At 23.9% G+C, this 22128-nt stretch carries 16 protein-coding genes and 1 tRNA gene; 13 read left to right on the top strand and 4 right to left on the bottom strand.

The window, feature by feature from the left end:
- Positions 1-6: 6 nt before the first annotated feature.
- Together rplU and BUCISPPS3390_RS01260 are read right to left on the bottom strand one after the other, a co-directional pair.
- Complete coding sequence (gene rplU / locus BUCISPPS3390_RS01265; protein WP_154060847.1) at positions 7-333, bottom strand: 50S ribosomal protein L21; 327 nt, start codon at positions 331-333, stop codon at positions 7-9.
- 638 nt (positions 334-971) lie between these two features.
- Entirely contained in the window at positions 972-1211 is a 240-nt protein-coding gene (locus tag BUCISPPS3390_RS01260) for a BolA/IbaG family iron-sulfur metabolism protein (RefSeq protein WP_154060846.1), read from the bottom strand.
- 440 nt (positions 1212-1651) lie between these two features.
- On the opposite strand from BUCISPPS3390_RS01260, the gene greA reads away from it, so the two are divergent.
- From greA to BUCISPPS3390_RS01200, 12 genes are all read left to right on the top strand, one after another.
- Positions 1652-2131, top strand: a complete 480-nt coding sequence (gene greA / locus BUCISPPS3390_RS01255) for a transcription elongation factor GreA (RefSeq protein ID WP_154060984.1) — start codon at positions 1652-1654, stop codon at positions 2129-2131.
- Positions 2132-2418: 287 nt separating this feature from the next.
- Positions 2419-3048: an RlmE family RNA methyltransferase gene (locus BUCISPPS3390_RS01250; protein ID WP_154060845.1), complete on the top strand. Its 630-nt coding sequence runs from the start codon at positions 2419-2421 to the stop codon at positions 3046-3048.
- Positions 3049-3275: 227 nt separating this feature from the next.
- Positions 3276-4913 carry an ATP-dependent zinc metalloprotease FtsH gene (gene ftsH / locus BUCISPPS3390_RS01245; RefSeq protein WP_420021829.1) on the top strand — a complete coding sequence of 546 codons (1638 nt, stop codon included), beginning with the start codon at positions 3276-3278 and terminating at the stop codon, positions 4911-4913.
- A gap of 918 nt (positions 4914-5831) precedes the next feature.
- The gene (gene secG, locus BUCISPPS3390_RS01240; RefSeq protein WP_154060843.1) at positions 5832-6080 is read left to right on the top strand and encodes a preprotein translocase subunit SecG; all 249 of its coding nucleotides are present in this window, start codon (positions 5832-5834) and stop codon (positions 6078-6080) included.
- A 152-nt stretch (positions 6081-6232) separates the two neighbouring features.
- Positions 6233-6322 (top strand) — tRNA-Leu (locus BUCISPPS3390_RS01235).
- A 288-nt stretch (positions 6323-6610) separates the two neighbouring features.
- Positions 6611-8098 carry a transcription termination factor NusA gene (gene nusA, locus BUCISPPS3390_RS01230; protein ID WP_154060842.1) on the top strand — a complete coding sequence of 496 codons (1488 nt, stop codon included), beginning with the start codon at positions 6611-6613 and terminating at the stop codon, positions 8096-8098.
- A 586-nt stretch (positions 8099-8684) separates the two neighbouring features.
- Positions 8685-10631 carry a translation initiation factor IF-2 gene (gene infB / locus BUCISPPS3390_RS01225; RefSeq protein WP_232036974.1) on the top strand — a complete coding sequence of 649 codons (1947 nt, stop codon included), beginning with the start codon at positions 8685-8687 and terminating at the stop codon, positions 10629-10631.
- A gap of 78 nt (positions 10632-10709) precedes the next feature.
- A complete protein-coding gene (rbfA, locus tag BUCISPPS3390_RS01220; RefSeq protein ID WP_154060840.1) occupies positions 10710-11069 on the top strand; it encodes a 30S ribosome-binding factor RbfA in 360 nt (119 codons plus the stop codon).
- A 41-nt stretch (positions 11070-11110) separates the two neighbouring features.
- Positions 11111-12046 carry a tRNA pseudouridine(55) synthase TruB gene (gene truB / locus BUCISPPS3390_RS01215; RefSeq protein WP_154060839.1) on the top strand — a complete coding sequence of 312 codons (936 nt, stop codon included), beginning with the start codon at positions 11111-11113 and terminating at the stop codon, positions 12044-12046.
- Positions 12047-12118: 72 nt separating this feature from the next.
- On the top strand, positions 12119-12388 hold the full coding sequence (gene rpsO, locus BUCISPPS3390_RS01210; RefSeq protein WP_154060838.1) for a 30S ribosomal protein S15: 270 nt from the start codon (positions 12119-12121) through the stop codon (positions 12386-12388).
- Positions 12389-12600: 212 nt separating this feature from the next.
- A complete protein-coding gene (gene pnp, locus BUCISPPS3390_RS01205; RefSeq protein WP_154060837.1) occupies positions 12601-14703 on the top strand; it encodes a polyribonucleotide nucleotidyltransferase in 2103 nt (700 codons plus the stop codon).
- A gap of 267 nt (positions 14704-14970) precedes the next feature.
- Positions 14971-16716, top strand: coding sequence for a DEAD/DEAH box helicase (locus BUCISPPS3390_RS01200; protein WP_154060836.1), 1746 nt, complete (start codon positions 14971-14973; stop codon positions 16714-16716).
- A gap of 69 nt (positions 16717-16785) precedes the next feature.
- Here the strand turns inward: BUCISPPS3390_RS01200 and BUCISPPS3390_RS01195 are convergent, their stop codons facing one another.
- Both BUCISPPS3390_RS01195 and argF read right to left on the bottom strand, forming a co-directional pair.
- Entirely contained in the window at positions 16786-17175 is a 390-nt protein-coding gene (locus BUCISPPS3390_RS01195) for a Rid family detoxifying hydrolase (RefSeq protein ID WP_232036966.1), read from the bottom strand.
- A gap of 76 nt (positions 17176-17251) precedes the next feature.
- Positions 17252-18277, bottom strand: coding sequence for an ornithine carbamoyltransferase (gene argF / locus BUCISPPS3390_RS01190; RefSeq protein WP_154060834.1), 1026 nt, complete (start codon positions 18275-18277; stop codon positions 17252-17254).
- 965 nt (positions 18278-19242) lie between these two features.
- On the opposite strand from argF, the gene BUCISPPS3390_RS01185 reads away from it, so the two are divergent.
- Entirely contained in the window at positions 19243-22110 is a 2868-nt protein-coding gene (locus BUCISPPS3390_RS01185; RefSeq protein WP_154060833.1) for a valine--tRNA ligase, read from the top strand.
- Positions 22111-22128 lie beyond the last annotated feature (18 nt).

Here is a 22128-nt window from a genome sequence, read left to right as displayed (position 1 = left end):
TATACCTTATAGTGTAGAATTTTTATATGTTATATTTTTTATTTTAACATCTGTGTAATATTGTCTATGTCCTTGATTTTTTTTATAATGTTTACGGCGATTAAATTTTATAATTTTTATTTTTTTGTCTCTTCCATGTTGATGAATTAATCCCTCTACATAAATATTATTAAGTATAGGTTGTCCAATAGATATTTTTGCATTATCTGATAATAATATTATTTTTTCAAATATTATTGTCTTTCCAATGTTTATATTTATTTTTTCTAATCTAATTATGTCACCAGATTTTGCTTTATATTGTGTATTACGGTCTAAAAATATAACATACATAATTTTTTCTCTAGATATATTATAGGTTAATAATGAAAAATTTTATTTATTAAGATATACTTTTCAAGTATTTAATATTTTTTATCTTTTTTTTTATAAAATATAAAAATTAAAATGTATTTTTAAAAATTAAATGATACTATAATTGTACAAAAATTATATAGATTTTTATAAAAATCTATATTATAGAGTTAATTATGTGTATATAAGATATGAATTTAATGTGTATAAAAATTATTTTTGTTAAAATATTTTTTGTTAAAATTAATTAATAGGAATATTTTACTATGATTTTAAGCGTTTATTATTTAAATGTATATTTAATATGTAAATATATGTAAGTATATGATTTATATTATTATATGATAACACATTGATTTCTACACATAATATAATTACTATATATATAGTTTTAACATTAAACATATAAACATAATTTTTCATAAAACTTTTTATGTTCTATTTTTCTTGAACAAAATTAAATATTTTACTAAAAAAATTTTTTTATATTTTAAATAAATCATAGCATATATTTTTAAAATATATTTTATATAAATATTTTAATTTATTACATAATGTTATATATAAAATTTTATTTTTTAATTAATTTTTTGTAAAAATTTTTATATATATATGATTTATTTTTTTTTATTCCACTCAGATATAGTATATGTTTGAATTTGTATCGCATGGATTTCTTTAGTTAAAAAATATGGCATTAATATTTTATATATAGATTTTTGTCTTTTTAACGAATTCATTCCTATAAATGAATCTCCTATAGCGGTAATTAAAATATGATTATTATTGTTTGATATTAATACTTTTTTTAGATTTAATTGATTTTTAATAGCGCATTGAATTTTATCTAAATGCATTTTTATTACTCTATAGTTATATATTAGTTGATATAAAAATTAATTTTTATTGATTTTTATAACTTTTTTTTATTGTACTGTTAACTCAGTTTTATTGATAAAAACTTTTTTTATATATAATATTTTATGAAAAATATTTTTATTGATAAATTTAATTTTTGAAAAAATGTTTTTAAAAATTCTTGTTTTTATAAAAAATTATTTTTTTATATTTTCTATGCTGTATTTTTTATAAAAATAATTTTTTATGTTATAAAATAATCTATTTGGAATAAATATATATATAATTATTTATTATATTATATAATACTAACATAATATCATATACTAAATATGATTTATAACATTTTATATAGTTTTTTTATAATGACATTATAATATGCAAATTATATGTATAAATTAGATTTCATTTTTTATTTTAATGTAAAGGAGTAATGGGCTTGTTTAAAAAAGTTCCAATGACATTACGGGGTTTTAATAAACTTAAATCTGAATTAAATAAATTAAAATATATTACACGACCGTCAATTGTAGAAGCAATTTCTAATGCTCGACAGTTAGGTGATCTAAAAGAAAATGCAGAGTATCATGCAGCTCGTGAAGAACAGAGTTTTTGTGAAAATAAAATTTGTGAAATTGAAAATAAGTTATTGTGTTCAGAAATTATTGATGTTACCAAAATACCTTTTCGAGGTATTGTTATTTTTGGAGCTACAGTAACTGTATTACAAATATGTACCAATAACATTTTCATGTATACTATTGTTGGTGATGACGAAGCGAATTGCAAAGAATATTCAATTTCTGTTTACTCGCCTATGTCTCGAGCATTAATTGGAAGAAAAAAGAACGATACAATTACAGTAAGTACCCCTACAGGTTCAGTAGAATATTTAATTAAAAAAATTGAATATATTTAAAATATATAATTTTAATCCTAAAATATATAATTTTTGTTATTTTTTTTTTTGAATATTTATTTTTACAGTAAAGTATATTTTAATAATTTAAATAATTTTTTATATACACAAAATTTATATTTCTTATGAATATATTTTATATGAAAATTTTTATAAATGGTATATATGTTGATATTTTTAATAAAATTTATATTTGTAAAACATTTATAAATTATTTTAAAAATTTTAAATTAAATCAATATATGTAATTTTTTACATGTTGATGTTGTGTATTTTGAAAAAATGTTATGATTGTAAAAAAAAAATTAAAAAACTCTAATAATTGGTTGAGAAAACATTTTACAGATCCATATATACGAGCAAGAAATAAAAAAAATTTAAGATCTAGAGCATGGTTTAAATTAAAAGAAATTAATGAATCAGAAAAAATTTTTAATGTTGGAATGAAAGTGATAGATTTAGGATCTAATCCTGGAGGTTGGTCAGAATATGCTCTTCAAAAAATTGGAAATTCAGGAATTATTTTTGCATATGATATTTTACCAATGCGCCCATTAAAAAATGTTACTTTTTTTCATGAAGATGTTACTGATATTTGTATGCAAAAAAAAATTTTTTTTAATCTAAAAAAAAATTCTTGGAATGTTGTTATGTCTGACATGTCTCCTAATATTAGCGGTATTTCTATCATAGATAATGCTAATATGTTTAAATTAAATGATGTTGCTTTAAAAATTTCTATACATGTATTATTAAAAAACGGATGTTTGATAATGAAGTTATTTCAAGGTTATGGATTTAACATGTATATGAAAAAAATTTGTGATGTTTTTAAATTCGTAAAAATTTACAAGCCATGTTCTTCTCGTTTTAATTCTCGGGAAGTTTTTGTCATAGCTCGCAGATTTAAAAAATAATTTGTGATTTTTTAATATTTATTTAAAGTAGTTTGTTGTTTACTGATATAATTAAAATGTAATTTTCTTGATTTTTTTAGTTGTATAGGTATCTTTATTTTAAAATTTATACAGATATACTGTATATAATGCTCAATTTAATTAGGTATTTTTCTTAATTAAAATTAGTACAAATAAAATTTTTAATATATACATTAATAAATAAAATTGTAGTTATGAGAAAAGATATGAATCAATATATCACCAATATGTTTGTTTATAACGTCAAATCGTTAGATATTTTATTTACAAAAGATATTATAATTACCAATACAATTCCAGCTAAACAAAGTTTTTTGGTATCTATTTTTTTATCTTGGCTTCCTTTTTTTTTATTAATAGTGCTGTTTTTTTGTTTTTTAAAATATTCACAAATTAGTAATGGAATAGGATCTTTGTTCTTTGGTAAAAGTAAAGCTAAAATGTTATCCAATAATACCATTAAAATTACTTTTTTGGATGTAGCAGGCTGCAATGAAGCAAAAGAAGATGTTTCTGAATTAGTAGAATATTTAAAAGAACCTCAAAAGTTTAAAAAATTAGGAGGTAAAATTCCTAAAGGAATTCTACTGGTTGGTCCTCCCGGAACCGGAAAAACACTATTAGCTAAAGCAGTCGCTGGGGAAGCTAATGTTCCCTTTTTTACAATTTCAGGTTCTGATTTTGTAGAAATGTTTGTCGGCGTAGGGGCTGCTCGTGTCAGGGACATGTTTAAAAATTCTAGACAACATTCTCCTTGTATAATTTTTATAGATGAAATTGATGCTGTTGGAAGAAAAAGAGGGATAGGAGTTGGCGGGGGTAATGAAGAACGTGAGCAAACATTAAATCAAATATTAGTAGAAATGGATGGTTTTGAAGGTAATGAAGGAGTTATTATACTTGCAGCTACTAATAGACAAGATGTCTTAGATCCAGCTTTGTTAAGACCAGGTAGATTTGATCGTCGAATTGTAATTCCATTACCTGATGTTATTGGTAGGGAAGAAATTTTAAAAATTCATATGCGTAGGGTAGCTATTGCGAATGATGTTGTTCCAATGGTTATTGCGAGAGGTACTCCTGGTTTTTCTGGGGCTGATTTAGCCAATTTAGTAAATGAATCAGCTTTACTAGCAGCTCGTTGTAACAAGACTATAATTTCTATGATAGATCTAGAAAAATCTAAAGATAAAATAATGATGGGTTCTGAAAGAAGATCTATGATTATGACAGAAAGTCACAAAGAATCTATTGCTTATCACGAATCTGGACATGCTATTGTAGGTAGATTAGTTCCTGATCATGATCCTGTTCATAAAGTTACTATTATTCCACGTGAAAAATCTTTGGGAGTAACCGTATTTTTACCGAAAGGTGATGTATTTAGCGTCAATCGTCAAACATTAGAAAGTCAGATCTCCACTTTATATGGCGGGCGAATAGCAGAAGAAATTATTTATGGATCTAATAAAATTTCTACTGGAGCATGTCATGACATTAAAGTAGCTACTAATTTAGCGCGAAAAATGATCACTAAATGGGGTTTTTCAGATAAATTAGGGCCTATTTTATATGCGGAAGAGAATCAAGAATTTTCTTTAGATAAATCCATGTCTAATTTAAAACATTTTTCTGATAAAACAATTCGTATTATTGATAAAGAAATACAATTGTTAGTTAAAGAAAATTATCGACGCGCAGAAAAAATTTTACATGAAAATATAGATATTTTGCATGCCATGAAAGATGCTCTAATGAAATATGAGACTATTAATGCTTCACAAATTGATGATTTAATGTCTAGAAAATTAGTTCGTGAACCTGATGGTTGGAATTTACGTTAAATTTTATTTAATTAATCTTAATTAATATTTTTTTTTAAGCAATAGAAATTTTGTACAGGAATAATAATTTAGATGTTTATATAGACACTATTATAATAAGTATTATATATATTTTTAAGTATTGGCAACTATTATGATAATAATTCAATGATATCTATTTTATCAAATAGATATCATTGATATGTTGTAGTAGTAATACACGTTGTATTATTTTTTTATATATGTATTTAATAGATATTATTTATTAAATTTTTTAGAAAATATTTTGATAATGTTTAATCAAGTATAATGATTTTTTAATAAATATAATTAATATTGATTTTGTATTAGATTTGATTTTTTTATATTTTTTGTAAATAGTTAATAATTATAAATGTAAATTTTATTGTAGTTATAATTTAAAACAGATATTTTAATCTGTATATCATTAACAAAATTTTATCTATACTTTAAATATTTTTATAAATAAAAAAAATTGTATTTTGTATGAAAAGTGATATTTAATTTTATTAATAATACATATTAAAATATGTATATGCGAATATATTTTGTATATGAATTTTATTTTAGAAATTTACAGATGTATAATTATATTTGGTTTTTTATTATAAGTTATGTTTTAACATGTTTTATTTGAAAAAATTTATTATTTAAGGATTTTATATAGCAATATATATTTGTTATATTAATAATATAATTATTATTATTATGATATATATTTAATATATTACGTTTGTTTAGTAGATATATAAAAAATATTTCACATAGTGCTTTTATTTATATATAATTGTATAATATATATAAATAAAAGAACTATGTTTATTATTTTTAAGTGTATACATGATAAAGTCAGTTTGTTATTTTATTATAAAATAAAATATAAAATTATTAAATAGTATATATATATATGGTGTTTATATGCATCTTTTTTTATTGATTACATTTATTTTTGTTTCTTTTTTTTTGATTTCCATTATTATGTTTCAATTTAGTTCTGGAAATAATTTATCTACTAATACAAGTGATTATTCTTCTCAATTATTTACTGAGAATTCAAAAAGTTATGTTATGACATACACGGTTTTATTTTTGTTGACTTTATTTTTTATAGTCAATTTATTATTATGTAGATATAGTATATGGACCATTAATCATTTAAAGATATAATTTTTATATAAAATTAATTTATCATGTTAATTTATATTATATCATTATTTTTCAATAGTAATTATTTATTCATAATAAAAATGTTTGTTTTCAAGATTATTTTTTTTTAGATGATTATATATTTATATATTTTGTTGATATATGATATTTTAACCGAAGTGGTGAAACTGGTAGACACGCTATCTTGAGGAGATAGTACTTAATTTTAAATAGGTGTGTGGGTTCAATTCCCACCTTCGGTATGAATTGTGTTTCTTTTTTCTTTCTTTCTTAATTTTATATTATAATTATTTACATTATAACAGTTATTTAATATTTTAACCCCGAAAAAATCGGGGTTTTTTGTTACAATTTTTTATATGAAAAATGTTAGTTAGTACTGTTTATTATAAGAATTATTGCATTTAGTGCATATTCAAATTTCCCAATAATAAATGCTAATACCTACTTAGGTAGACAAAAGTTCTTTTTCTTTGAATTTTTTATTTAGTTGAATACATCCACTTTAATTTAAGAATAAAGGAAAGGATATGAATAAAGAAATATTATCTGTAGTAGATGCTGTTTCACACGAAAAATCTATTCCAAGAGAAAAAATTTTTGAAGCTTTAGAAAGTGCTTTAGCAATTGCTACTAAAAAAAAATATGGTCAAGATATTAATCTTAGAGTGTATATAAATCGTAAAGATGGTAGCTATAATACATATCGAAGATGGTTAGTGGTAAATATCGTATCTAATCCAACTAAAGAAATCACACTAGATGCAGCACGTCTTGAAAATCAAACTATACAGTTACATGATTATGTTGAAGATTGTATTAATTCTGTAATCTTTGATCGTATCGCTACTCAAATAGCTAAACAAGTTATTATACAAAAAGTTAGAGAAGCGGAACATGAGATTTTAGTAAATCGTTTTTATAAACAAAAAGGTCGAATTATTATCGGAATAGTTAAAAAAATTAATAGAGATTATATTATTTTGGATGTTGGTAATAAGATTGAAGGCATTGTTATGCGTGAAGACATGTTACCTAGAGAAAATTTTAGAATTAATGATAGAGTTCGTGGTTTATTATATGATATCTCGCATGAACCACGTGGAACATATTTGCTCATTAGTCGATCTAAATCAGAGATGTTAGTTGAATTATTTAGAATTGAAGTTCCAGAAATTAGCGATCAATTGATAGAAATTAAGGCTATTGCACGTGATCCTGGATCAAGATCTAAGATAGCTGTTACAACTTGCGACAATAGGATTGATCCAGTAGGTGCTTGCGTTGGTATTAGAGGAGCTAGAGTACAAGCAGTATCTAATGAATTATGCGGAGAAAGAATTGATATAATTTTATGGGATAAAAATCCAGAAAAATTTGTTATTAATTCAATGTCTCCTGCTGATGTTTCATCGATTACCTTAGATGATTATACTCATACTATTAATGTATCTGTTGAAGCATGTAATTTAGCGCAGGCTATTGGAAGAAACGGACAAAATGTACGATTAGCGTCGCAGTTAACTGGATGGGAATTAAACATCATGACTTCTAGTAACTTACATGAACAGAATGAAATAGAGAAAAAAGATTTTTTTTGTTTTTGTAAAAATCAATTAAATTTGAATAAAAATGATGTTTTACTATTATTACGTTCAGGATTTTCTTCAATACAAGATATTGCTAATGCTTCCACAAATACATTATTATCGGTTAAAGGTATCAAGAGTGATATCATTCTACGAGTACAGAGAAAAGTAATATTTATTTTAAAAAAAAATCAAGAAAAATTTGCAAATAAACTTAAAAAAAATTTTTTAAATTCAGAATTATTACGTTTAAAAAATATTGATGAGTGTATAATTCAAAAATTAACAGAAAAAAAAATATATACTTTAGAGCACTTAGCTGAACAAAGTATTGATGACTTAAATGATATTTCAGTATTGACTTCTGCTCAAGCTGGACAATTAATTATGGAAGCTCGTAATATTTGTTGGTTTAATGAACATAAATAATCTAAATTTTAAATAAAATAATTAATTATATACGTATTATGAATTTAAAAAATAATCATTATATTTTTATATAAAATTTATGTAATTAGTTTTACTGATTAATACCTAATCTGCATAGGTATTTATTATATATAAATAATAATTTTTTATTTGTATAAAAGATAATTTTAAAAAATATTATTATGGTAAGCAATTTTTGTATATTAATAATTTTATATATATCGTTTTATTTGGATATTCATTAAAATATTATTTTTAATAAAATTTTTATAATATTAATTATGAGTTAAATTTACTTTTAAATAAAGAGATAATTTTACCGGTGAAATTGAAAAAATCAAGAGATAAGTATGATAATAATAGATTGTTAAAGAAAGATAAAAAAAAATTATCAATAAATTTAAAAAAAAAACTTACACAGCCAATAAACTCAAAATCTGTTAAGTCAAATTTTTCTTCTAAAGTACTAAATAAAAAAAATAACAGTGATTCGTTTAAAAAGTTTACGAATAAAAAAATATTAGATCATAATCAATTTAACAAAAAAAATGTATTAAAAAGTAAACAAATTAATTCTGTTCTTACTATGGATATAAATAAAAAAAATAATTTTGTTGATAAAAAAAGATTTGTTCCGATTATTAATATTCGTAAAAACAAAATAAATAATAATATTTATTCATTGAAAGGATCTGATAGACGTTTTTCAAATTATTCTAAAAAAAATAAATTATATACAGTTAAGAACTCTATTTTACAGCAAAAATTTAATAAACCTGCAGGAACTGTGTACAAAAAGATAATTATTAGAAATGCTGTTTCTGTATTAGAATTATCTAATAAAATGGCAGTAAAGCACTCTTATTTAACTAAAATATTACTAAAATTAGGAATTTCATCAACTATTAATAATATATTGGATCCAAGTACAGCTCAATTAGTTGCTGAAGAAATGGGTTATACAGTATATATGCATCAAGATAACGATTTAGAAAATTCTGTAATGCAAGATCGTTATTTAGGAGATGCTAAGAAAAAATCTCGTCCACCAATAGTAACTATGATTGGACATGTAGATCATGGAAAAACTTCTTTGTTGGATTATATTCGATCAACTACGGTTTCTTCTCAAGAAGCGGGTGGAATTACACAGTGTATTGGGGCTTATCATGTTAAAACATCTCAAGGCATTATTACGTTTTTAGATACTCCTGGTCATGCTGCTTTTACGGCTATGCGAGCTAGAGGTACTAAAATTACTGACATAGTTATTCTGGTAATTGCTGCAGATGATGGTGTTATGCCTCAAACAATAGAAGCGATTCAACACGCAAATGTTGCACAGGTACCGATAATAGTTGCTATTAATAAAGTTGATAAAACACTATCTAATGTAGATAAAATTAAAAAAGAGTTAATGAAATATTCAATTATTTCTGAAGAATTAGGGGGAGATAATATATTTGTTTTGGTTTCAGCTAAAACCGGTTTAGGTGTTGATAATTTGTTATCTGCAATTTTATTACAAGCAGAAATGTTAGAGTTAACAGCGGTATATTCTGGAATGGCTACGGGAGTAGTAATTGAATCCTATTTAGATTCTAAATGTGGTCCAGTAGCTACCATATTAGTACATACAGGTATTCTAAAAGTAAACGACATAATTATTTGTGGTTTAGAGTATGGAAAAATAAAATTACTTAGAGATGAATTTCATAAAACTATATTATCTTCCGGTCCATCTATTCCAGTAGAAGTTTTTGGTTTATCAGGATTACCGAAAACAGGAGATACACTATTTGTTGTTCGTGATGAAAAAAAGGCTAGAAAATTATCATTATTGCGTAAATTAAAATATAGAGAAAATAAATTTTCATATAAAAAAAAAATTGATCTAGAGAATTTATTTGAAAAAATTAGTATGAAAAAAAATTCAAATTTAAATATTATACTAAAAACAGATACTCAGGGTTCTTTAGAAGCAATATCAGATTCTTTGAATTTAATGTCTAACAACATTATTAAGGTTAATATCATTACTTCTGGAGTGGGAGCAATTACAGAAACTGATGTATGTTTAAGTTTGACAACAACAGCAATGTTAGTGGGATTTAATGTTAGAGCTGATATTTCCGCAAAAAAGATTATAGAATTAGAGAATTTAAATGTCAGGTATTATTCAATAATATATGATTTAATTAATGATATTAAAGCATTTATTTCAGGTTTGTCCGTACCTTCTGATAAACAGATAGTGATTGGATTAGCAGAAGTTAGAAGTATATTTAAAGCGCCTAAATTTGGTTTAATAGCTGGATGTATGGTAAAAGAAGGAATTATTAAAAAAACAAACCCTATACGAGTACTGCGGAATAATATTGTTGTTTATGAAGGGGAATTAGAATCTTTACGTAGATTCAAAGAAGATGTTTTAGAAGTGCGACATGGAGTGGAATGTGGTATAGGAGTAAAAAATTATAATGATATTTGCATAGGTGATATTGTTGAAGTTTTTCAAATGGTTAAAAAATGATTGATATCTTTTTATATTAAATTTTTGAATTATTTTTGTGATTTTATATAAATATATTTGTTTTATGTAGGAAATAATATGTTAAAAGATTTTAGTCGATCTATGAGGTTAGAACGTAGTTTACATAAAGAAATTGCTGCAATTATTCAACAAAAAATAAGAGATCCTAGATTAAATTCTTTGATAACAATAGTGGAAGTAAAATTATCTACAGATTTGAGTTATGCTAAAATATTTTTTACATGTTTATATGATCAAGATAAACGCAGAATACAATTAATATTAGGTATTTTACAAAAAGCTACAGGTTTTATTCGTTCACTGATAAATAAGAATATATATTTACGGATTGTTCCTAACTTGTGCTTTATTCATGACATTTCTTTTTCTAAGGGAATATTAATTTCTCAGCTTATTGAAAAAAGTAAGTTTTATTAGTATATAAAAATGTTGAATTGATATGTATATGGGTTAAAAATATGAATTATCAAAGTAATAAAGATAATTCTGGAATATTGTTGTTAGATAAACCAAAAGGAATTTCATCTAATTGTACACTACAACATGTTAAAAAAATTTTTTATGCTAGAAAAGCAGGGTATACTGGATCTTTAGATCCTTTTGCTACGGGAATTTTACCGATTTTATTTGGTTCGGCAACAAAGTTTTCTGAATATTTAACAAATTCAATAAAAAAATATCATGTAATAGCAAAATTAGGAGTAATTACTACTACCGGAGATTTATCTGGAGCTATTTTACAAAATCGATTGGTGCACGTAACGGAATCTCAAATTAGTTCTATTTTAAATAGTTTTATTGGAAAAATAGAACAAGTTCCACCTATGTTTTCAGCAATTAAATATTCTGGAGTTCCATTATATAAGTATGCTCGATTAGGTATATTTCTTCCTCTTAAAAAGAGAGAGGTAATAATTTATAAATTAAATTTTATTCAATATATTGACAGTTTTTTAGAGTTTACGGTATCTTGTTCTAAAGGAACGTATATACGTAGTTTAGCTCAAGATATTGGTAAGCGATTAAAATGTGGCGCGCATGTTGTTTTTTTGCGTCGAATACAAGTAGGACCTTATTGTTCATCTCAATTAGTAAAATTACCTGATTTATATTTTGTTGAAAATAAAAACGTGAATCAAATATATCGTTTTTATTCACGTAGTATGTTGCGCACTTTTTTGTTACCTGTAAGTTCTATATTTTTAAAATATCCTTCAGTAAAATTATTTCATGAAGATGTAAAAAATTTTCAAAAAAAAATGAATATATCTTTATTAAAGATGTATAAAACAGGTTTAGTGCGAGTAATTACAGGAATAAATAGTATATTTTTAGGGATAGGAATAATAAATGAATTTAGTATTTTGATTCCAAAATGTATTTTAATGAATTAAATTCTTTTTACGAATTATTTAAAGATTTATGTAATTATTATTTAGAATAAAGTTTTTTATGGAGTTTTGCATATGTTAAAAAATATACTAGAAACGCAAAATTTAATTTCAAAATATGGTAAATTGCATACTAATAGTGGTAGTACATCAGTACAAATTGCTTTATTGACTAGAAAAATAAATTATTTACAAAAACATTTTGCTGAACATAGAGAAGATCACTGTGGTCGAAGAGGATTGTTGAAAATGGTTTCTCGGCGTAGAAAATTATTAGATTATATAAAATCAAAAAACCATTCAGTTTATCTTTTTTTAATTAAAGATCTTGGTTTACGTTATTAACGTACTACAAAATATTTATTTATAATATTAAAATTTATTAAAAATAGAGTATAATTTGTGTAAAGAAAAGAGCTGTTGCAGCTCTTTTCTTTATGTATATAAATATTATTAAAACTATAGTTTTATTTTTCAACAATTTTTATCAAAAATATGATTTTTGTATTTTTAAAATATTTTTTAAATTAATTTATCTTTATTTAAGGATGTAGATTTTGTTAAAACCAATTATACATACATTTAAATATGGTAAACATTCTGTTAGCTTAGAAACTGGTATGATAGCTCGACAAGCTACCGCTTCAGTTTTAGCTAGTATGGATGATACTACTGCCTTGATTACTGTAGTAAGTGGGGCAACTCCTATTTTATCTGGACAAAAGTTTTTTCCGTTAATTGTAAATTATCAAGAACGTACGTATGCTGCAGGTAGAATTCCTGGTGGATTTTTTCGTCGTGAAGGAAGACCCAGTGAAAATGAAATTTTAATCTCTAGATTAATTGACAGACCTATTCGTCCTTTGTTTCCTAAAGATTTCTTTAATGAGGTACAAATTATTGTAACAGTTATTTCAGTAAATCCTCAAATTAATCCAGACATAATTTCTATTATTGGTGTATCTGCTGCTTTATGTATATCTGGCCTACCGTTTTTAGGCCCTATAGGAGCAGCTCGTGTTGGATTAATAGATAATGAATATATTTTAAATCCATCAGTAGAAATCATTAAAAATAGTTGCCTAGATTTAGTAGTTTCTGGAACAAAAAAAAATATTTTAATGGTTGAAGCAGAAGCTAGTATATTACCTGAAGAAAATATTTTACAAGCTATTCTGTTTGGTCATAACAAACAAAAATTACTAATTGATAATATTTTTGCTTTTTCTAAAAAAGCTAATAAACGTCCTAATTTTGATTTTATTAAAAATACACCTGATAAAATTTTTTATGATTTAGTATCTAAAAAATTTAGTAAAGATATTGAGTTAGCATATCGTATTTTTATAAAACAAGATCGATTGAGTAAATTAAGTGATATTAAGCAAAAAATAGTTATAGATTTGCTTAACGATGATAATACTTTAACGAATTTTAAAATTGAAGAAAATATTTATGCTTTAGAACGTAATATAGTTCGTCAACGTGTTTTAAAAGAAAATATAAGAATTGATGGTCGCACAAATCATGTAATTAGACCAATTGATGTAAGAACAGGTGTTCTTCCTCGTGTCCACGGATCTGCTCTATTTACTAGAGGAGAAACACAAGCGCTAGTATCTGCAACGCTAGGAACGTCTAGAGATGCGCAAAATCTAGATGATCTTTTGGGAGATAGAACTGATAATTTTATATTTCATTATAATTTTCCTCCTTACTCTGTAGGCGAAATAGGAATAGTAGGATCACCTAAAAGAAGAGAAATAGGTCACGGAAAATTAGCTAAACGTAGTTTTGTAGCGGTTATGCCAAATATTGAAGAATTTCCATATACAATTCGTTTGGTTTCCGAAATTACAGAATCTAACGGATCATCTTCTATGGCTTCTGTATGTGGTGCATCTTTAGCTTTAATGGATGCAGGAGTTCCTATCAAATCAGCTATAGCAGGAATTGCTATGGGGTTAATAAAAGAAAAAGATACTTATATTATTTTGTCAGATATTTTAGGAGATGAAGATTATTTAGGTGATATGGATTTTAAGGTAGCTGGAAGCAGATCTGGGATTACTGCATTACAAATGGATATAAAAATTTCTGGCATTACTAGTAATATTATTAAAGATGCTTTATATCAAGCAAAAATTGCTAGATTGAAAATTTTAGATATTATGGAAGCTACTTTACAAATACCTAGAAGCGATATATCGAAATTTGCACCAAGAATATATACAATGAAAATTAATCCAGAAAAAATAAAAGATGTTATTGGAAAAGGAGGATCTACTATTAGAATGTTGACTGAAGAAACTGGTACTGTTATTGAAATTAAAGATGACGGAATAGTAAAAATATCAGCTACTGTAGACGAAAAAGCTAAACATGCTATTCGTAGAATTAAGGAAATTACGGAAGATATTATAATTGGAAAAATTTATACTGGTAAGGTAACACGTATTTTAGATTTTGGAGCATTTGTTTCTTTTGGTTTTGGAAAAGAAGGATTAATACATATTTCACAAATTTCACATAAAAGAATAGATAAAGTAGCTGATTATTTAAAAATAGATCAGATCGTTTCCGTTAAAGTTTTAGAGATAGATCGACAAGGAAGAATTCGTTTAAGTATGAAAAATATTAATGTATTAAATAAAATTTAAATTCATATATTATGTATGATAGATTTTATCAGATAGACGGACTATCTTATTACTAATATTTATTGTATAATAAATTTTATTAGTTTATTTTTTATGTTCAGTATTTTTGTATTTTAATTGTATTAAATATATCTTTTATTTTTAAAAAATTTATATACATTCAATTTAGCCGGTTCATACATTTTTAATGAAAATACATAAAAATTTTCATCATGAGTGATGTAGTATACTGGTCGTGATTGTAACATAAAGAGGCTTATACTCTGCATGACTCAAATTCATCATTCTTTTTCTATTTTTGGGCTTAATTCTCATTTACTTAAATCTTTAGAACAATTAGGATATGTAAAGCCTTCACCAATTCAGTTAGCTTGCATGCCTCACCTATTATTAGGAAAGGATGTACTTGGGATGGCCCAAACGGGTAGCGGCAAAACAGCTGCTTTCGCATTACCTTTGTTAAATAATATCGATGTTTCTTTAAAACATCCTCAAATCTTGGTTCTAGTCCCCACTAGAGAACTTGCCATACAGGTAGCAAAAGCTTTTTCTGATTTTTCTAGATATATTTTTGGCGTTAAAGTATTAGCATTGTATGGTGGTCAAAGATATGACATTCAATTACAAATTCTTAGACAAGGACCGCAAATTATTGTAGGAACACCTGGTCGTTTGTTAGATCATTTAAAACGTGGAACATTAAATTTAGTCAATTTAAATAGTTTAGTTTTGGATGAAGCTGATGAAATGTTGCGTATGGGTTTCATAGAAGATGTAGAAAATATTATGTCTAAAATACCTAAAAAACATCAAACAGCTTTATTTTCTGCTACTATGCCTAATATAATTCGTAGAATATCAAAGCGTTTTATGAATAGTCCACAAGAAATAAAAATACAATCTACTGGTATTACACGTCCAGATATACAACAGAGTTATTGGATTGTACGTGGAAAAAAAACTGATGCTTTAATTAGATTTTTAGAAGTTGAAGATTTTTCTGCTACCATTATTTTTGTTCGTACTAAAAATGCTACTTTAGAAGTTTCAGAAGCGTTAGAAAAGCATGGATATAATAGCGCGGCATTAAACGGTGATATGAATCAATCATTGCGGGAACAAACATTAGAAAGATTAAAGACTGGAAAACTAGATATATTGATTGCTACAGATGTTGCTGCGCGTGGTTTAGATGTAGATCGTATTAGTTTTGTTATTAACTATGATATACCTATGGATTCCGAATCATATGTTCATCGTATTGGTCGTACTGGTCGAGCAGGAAGAACGGGAAGGGCTTTATTATTTGTTGAATATCGTGAACGCAGATTATTAAATAATATCGAAAGAACTATTAAACATCCTATTAAAGAGATAGAATTACCAAAATCTGAACTTGTTATACAGAAAAGACTACAAATTATTTCAGAAAAAATACAAAAACAATTAAATAGTGCTGATTTAAAATCATATAAATTACTTTTATCAAAATTAAATTTAAAAGATGGTTGGAATTTTGAAAATTTATCAGCAGCTTTATTAAAATTAGTTCAAGGTGAACGACCTTTAATTATTCCTCCAGATAAACGTTATTCATCTTTATCTTTTAATAATAGTTTTTCAACGAGTACGTATAATATACGTAAGTTTAATAATAATAAAATAAATCCAAATTCTCGTTTTATTCATGATCGTAAGAAATCAGAAAATATGACATTATATCGTATTGAAGTTGGTAAAAATGATGGTATAGAAGTACGTCACATTGTTGGAGCAATTGCTAATGAAGGAGATATTAGTAGTCGATTAATAGGAGCAATTAAATTATTTTCGACTTATTCTACTGTTGAATTACCTAAAAATCATTCTAAAAGGTTACTCGCTTGTTTATTGCGTACACGTATTTTAAATAAACCTATTAATATTAAGCTCATAGCATATTCATCATTACGAGAAAATAAAAAATCTTTATCTTTCGGAAATCGTAAAAATTATATTAAACGTACTTTTTAATTTTTTTGTATAATGTAAGTGATTATAAAACTAATTAATTTATTAATTTTATGCCACGTAGTGGCATATTTATTTTTTATATAATACAGATGCTATTGCTTCAATTTCTATAGATACTTTTTGAGGTAGTTCTGATATTCCTATACATGATCGTGCAGGATATTGGTTAGTATATTTGTTGAAAAATTTTTGATAGGATAAATTAATTTCTTTTAATTTATCCATTTGGGTTGTAAAAATAGTGATTTTAACAATATTTTGTATACTTAAATAATTTTCGTGTAATATTAAATTTATATTTTGTAAAGCTAAAGTAGTTTGATCTGATATATACTTAGGTATTATTCCTGTTTTTTTGTTTACTGGAATTTGACCTGAAATGAAAAATAAATCTTTTGTTCGTATAACAGAAGAATATGGTCCAAATACAGTATTTAAAACATATTTTTTTTTTGACACAAACTTCTCCATTATTTTTGTAGTGATTTGTTTTATGTAAGTTATATTTTGAACATAGAGTATAAAAATATGTCTTTTAGTTTTTACTTTTAAAAAAAATTTTTTTTGATAAGCATGATATTAATAGAGCTTTAATTGTATGCAATCGATTGTCTGATTGTTGAAAACTGATATTAAAATTAGAATTAAAAACGTCATTACTAATTTCTAATCCATTTTTGATATTGAATATATTATGAATTTCTAATCCTAAAGAAGATTGTTTATCGTGTAACGCTGGTAAACAATGCAGTATCTTAATATTAGGGTTTTCTGTCATATCTAATATTTTTTGATTAACTTGGTAAGGATATAGTGTTTTTATTTTTTTTTCCCAAGCACTTTTTTTTTCTCCCATAGAAACCCATACATCAGTATAAATAAAATCAACGTTTTTTACACCTTTCTCAATATTATCAGTATACAAAATATTGGTATTTTTTTTTCTTTTTTTATTCAAATTTAATAAAAAATTTTTTTTAGGTTGATATATTTTAGGAGATACAATATTTATTTTTAAATTCATAAAAGTAGCTGCGTCTAAAAGTGTATTTGCTATATTATTTTGAGCGTCTCCTATATATGCACATCTTATTTTTTGTAATTTTTTATTAGGATAGATTTCTTTCATGGTAAATAAATCTGCTAAAATTTGAGTAGGATGGAAAGTATTAGTCAAACCGTTCCAAACCGGTTTATTGGAATATTTTTTAAAGTCATGAAGAACTTTATCATCATAACCTCTGTACTGTATTCCATCATATATTGTACCTAGTATTTTTGCAGAATCCTGAATAGATTCTTTATATCCAATATGAGTATCATGAGGACCAATATATGTAGTATAGGCACCTTGATCATTAGCAGCTATTTCGAAAGCACATCTAGTTCTAGTAGATTGTTTTTCAAAAATTAATACTATTTTTTTTCCTTTTAAGTATTTTTTTTCTTTTTTTTTATTTTTTTGGTTTTTTACAAATCCAGATAATTTAATTAAATATAAAATTTCTTCTTGTGTAAAATCTGAAAATTGTAAAAAACTTTTTTTATATAGTGTTTTCATTATACATCCTGTATGTATACAACTTTTTTGTTAATAAACAAGTAAATTATATGTTATTTTATGCTTTATAAACGGTGATTGTTTTTATGCACTTAAAAAATATGCTTTTTAGATTATATATTGATTTATATTTATAAAAATTTTAAATTTTAGAGTACTTTTGGTATTTATATAATATTAAACATTTTAATATAAAATATTAATAATTTTTAAATATTAAAGATACTATTATTAAAATTTTTTATTAATATTTTTTATATATATACAGCATACAGTATACAGAATATTTTTGATATATTTTTACCTATGTAATTATTTTTTTGATTATTTATATCTCAAAAATATTTTTAAACTTGAATATATTTTCATGCATCTATTTTTTTAATTAATTGATAATAAAATCGTTATGTTTTACAATACACTTTTATATATAAAATAAAGTATTATTAATGTCATTATATATATAAATTATGGTTTTTTTAAATATTAATATAATATTAATAAAATAATTTTTTAATTTACAAAATAGTTAACTATATAAATTAAAAATATAAATATTATGTCTTAAAATTATCAAATAATACTTTTATTTTTTTTAAAAATAAAATAACATAGTTTTAAATTAAATAATTTTTTTGAATATAACTTTATGTGGTTAAATATTAATTTGGTATTTATAATTTTAAATAAAATATATATAACAACTATAATCAGATTTTTATAAAAATAACAATTAAACTTTTTTTTAAAATAAGATATTTATTAAATATAAAGTTTAAATATTAGAAACTTTTATTTTATAAAATTTATGTTTTTATAAATAACTATTTTGAAAAATTTTTATTAATATTTATTAAATGTATTGTTTAACATATAATGTATAAAATAAAGAATATTTTCTGATTTTTGACTGTTAATATAATATATTGTGTAATTTTAAATAACTGAATAGATGTAGTAAGACTATGGATAAAAATTATAATTTTAACTTAATAGAAAAAAAAATACAAAAATACTGGAATACAAATCAGTGTATTAATTATAACTATAACAATATAAAAAATAAAAATTTTTGTATTATGGTCCCTCCACCAAATATAACTGGTTATTTACATATGGGTCATGCATTTCAGCAGACTATCATGGACGTAATAACGCGATATCAACGCATGTCTGGAAAAAATACACTACTACAATTAGGAACAGATCATGCCGGCATTGCAACACAAATGGTAGTAGAAAGAAATTTATTAATTCAAGAAGGAAAGAATAAGAATGCATATTCTAGAGAAGAATTTATAAATAAAGTTTATACTTGGAAAAAAAAATCAGAATTGATTATGTTTAACCAAATAAAAAGATTAGGTCATTTGATTGATTGGAACACTATTCGTTTTACGTTAGATTCTGATTTTTCAAAAGCTATTAATAAAGTTTTTATTATGTTGTATAAAGAAGGATTGATTTATAGGCATAAGAAATTAGTATATTGGGATCCAAAATTTAAAACTGTAGTTTCTGATTTAGAAGTCGAAAATCGTGTTAGTAATAACACAATGTGGTATATAAAATATTTTTTAACATCTGAATGTGATAATATAGATTCATTTGATAAAAAGAGTCTAACTGTTGCTACTACACGACCAGAAACATTATTAGGAGATACAGCTTTAGCTGTTCATTCACAAGATGTAAGATATAAAAAATATATCGGTAGTCACGTTATAGTTCCTATCGTAAATCGCATTATTCCAGTAATCAGTGATGATTCAATTGATATGACTAAAGGTACTGGATGTATGAAAGTAACACCTGCTCATGATTTTAATGATTATGAAATTGGTATACGTAATAAGTTACCTATGATTGATATTTTTTCAAAAAGCGGAAAAGTATTAAAAAAATTAAATATTTTTAATTATAAAGGGAAATATATTAATATAATTGATAATTTTGTTCCTAAAAATTTGCGAAATTTAGATCGTTTTATTGCACGAGAAAAAATTTTATTATTATTAAATCAACTAAATTTATTAAAAAAATCTAGTACCCGGATAGGTACTATGCCATATGGTGATAGAAGCGAAGTAATTTTAGAACCTAGATTAACCAACCAGTGGTATTTGAGTACTAAATTTTTATCCAAGGAAGCTATTAGGTCTGTAGAAGAAAAAAAAATTATTTTTGTACCGAAACAATATAAAAATATGTTTTTATCCTGGATGAATAATATTCAAGATTGGTGTATTTCACGTCAATTATGGTGGGGACATAGAATTCCGATATGGTATGATAAAAAAGACAATGTTTATGTAGGAAAAAATGAAAAATCTATTAGAAAAAAATATTCTTTAGATAAAAAAGTACTTTTAATACAAGATCCTGATGTACTAGACACTTGGTTTTCTTCTAGCTTATGGACGTTTGCTGGTTTAGGTTGGCCAAAAGATAAAAAGAAATTAGAGATGTTTCATCCAACTGATGTTTTAGTTTGTGGTTTTGATATTATTTTTTTTTGGATTGCTCGTATGATTATGTTAACTGTACATATCATTAAGGATAAATATGGAAAACCTCAAATTCCTTTTAAAAAAGTATATATAACTGGATTAATACGAGATGAACATGGCAGAAAAATGTCTAAATCCTACGGTAATGTTTTAGACCCCTTAGACATTATTGATGGAATTAGCTTAAAAAAATTAATTAAAAAAAGAACAAATAATTTAATTCATTCGAAAAAATTTGATTTTATTAAAAAAAATACTATAAAAAATTTCCCACAAGGTATTTCTTCACACAGTATTGATGCTTTACGATATACTTTTTTATCTTTAGCTTCTACGAGTAGAAATATTCATTGGGATATGAATAGATTAAAAGGATATCAAAATTTTTGTAATAAACTTTGGAATGCTAGTCGTTTTGTTATTAACAATATTAAAAATAATGTATTTACAAAAAAAATTTTTTCTACTGTATTGTTAGATAAGTGGATTTATTCAAAATTTAACAATGTTATTAAAAAATATCATTTTTTTTTGAAATCATTTAGATTTGATCATTTATCATCATTATTGTATAAATTTGTATGGCATACTTTTTGTGATCAATATTTAGAAATGATTAAACCTATTTTGTATAATGGTTCAAAATATGAAAAGAAATTAATTAAAAATACTTTATTTCAAATTTTAAGTTCTTTAATTCTTTTAATGCATCCTATAATACCGTTTATTACAATATATATTTGGAATATTTTAGATAAGCTAAATACAATATTTGATGCATCTATTATTTTGAATCCTATTCCTCAATATGACATTTCACTAAATAATAGAATTGTTGTTAAATTTATATCTTGGTTTAAAAAGATTATTTCTGTTTTACGATTTATTCGAATTGATACAAAAGTTAAACATACTACATTATTAAAAGTATATTTTAAAAATGTTCCTTTACAAAAAAAAATTTTTTTATTAGAACATAATAGTCTGTTAAAAAAAATTGCTTATCTAGATTGTTTAATGGAAATTGAATTAACTGACAAACTACCTCCTGCTATAATACGAATTATTGATGATGTAGAAATATTTATTATACTGGATGCTAAATTAAATATAAATATAGAAGTTAATAGGTTAAACAAAAAAATTCAATCTATTGAGGTTAAAGTTAACACGACTGAAAATTTATTGGTAAATAAAAAATTTTTAAAAAATGCACCTACATCTTTCATATTAAAAAAACGACACTTGTTATTGAATCTTCAAAATTCGTTGTATAAAATTAATAATCAAAAAAAAATTTTATTACAACAAATATTAGTATGAATATTTTTTTATGATATA

The organism is Buchnera aphidicola (Cinara cf. splendens/pseudotsugae 3390), assembly GCF_900698845.1.
Lineage (GTDB): Bacteria > Pseudomonadota > Gammaproteobacteria > Enterobacterales > Enterobacteriaceae > Buchnera_F > Buchnera_F aphidicola_AM.
Note: the sequence above shows the minus strand (reverse complement) of the source record. Positions and strands in the feature narration are given on the sequence as shown.

Bases quoted from the DNA above. Each gene is read 5' to 3' on its own strand.
- rplU (WP_154060847.1), bottom strand. From the start codon at position 333: ATGTATGTTATATTTTTAGACCGTAATACACAATATAAAGCAAAATCT.
- BUCISPPS3390_RS01260 (WP_154060846.1), bottom strand. From the start codon at position 1,211: ATGCATTTAGATAAAATTCAATGCGCTATTAAAAATCAATTAAATCTA.
- BUCISPPS3390_RS01250 (WP_154060845.1), top strand. From the start codon at position 2,419: ATGATTGTAAAAAAAAAATTAAAAAACTCTAATAATTGGTTGAGAAAA.
- ftsH (WP_420021829.1), top strand. From the start codon at position 3,276: ATGAATCAATATATCACCAATATGTTTGTTTATAACGTCAAATCGTTA.
- secG (WP_154060843.1), top strand. From the start codon at position 5,832: ATGCATCTTTTTTTATTGATTACATTTATTTTTGTTTCTTTTTTTTTG.
- nusA (WP_154060842.1), top strand. From the start codon at position 6,611: ATGAATAAAGAAATATTATCTGTAGTAGATGCTGTTTCACACGAAAAA.
- infB (WP_232036974.1), top strand. From the start codon at position 8,685: ATGGATATAAATAAAAAAAATAATTTTGTTGATAAAAAAAGATTTGTT.
- rbfA (WP_154060840.1), top strand. From the start codon at position 10,710: ATGTTAAAAGATTTTAGTCGATCTATGAGGTTAGAACGTAGTTTACAT.
- truB (WP_154060839.1), top strand. From the start codon at position 11,111: ATGAATTATCAAAGTAATAAAGATAATTCTGGAATATTGTTGTTAGAT.
- rpsO (WP_154060838.1), top strand. From the start codon at position 12,119: ATGTTAAAAAATATACTAGAAACGCAAAATTTAATTTCAAAATATGGT.
- BUCISPPS3390_RS01200 (WP_154060836.1), top strand. From the start codon at position 14,971: ATGACTCAAATTCATCATTCTTTTTCTATTTTTGGGCTTAATTCTCAT.
- argF (WP_154060834.1), bottom strand. From the start codon at position 18,277: ATGAAAACACTATATAAAAAAAGTTTTTTACAATTTTCAGATTTTACA.
- BUCISPPS3390_RS01185 (WP_154060833.1), top strand. From the start codon at position 19,243: ATGGATAAAAATTATAATTTTAACTTAATAGAAAAAAAAATACAAAAA.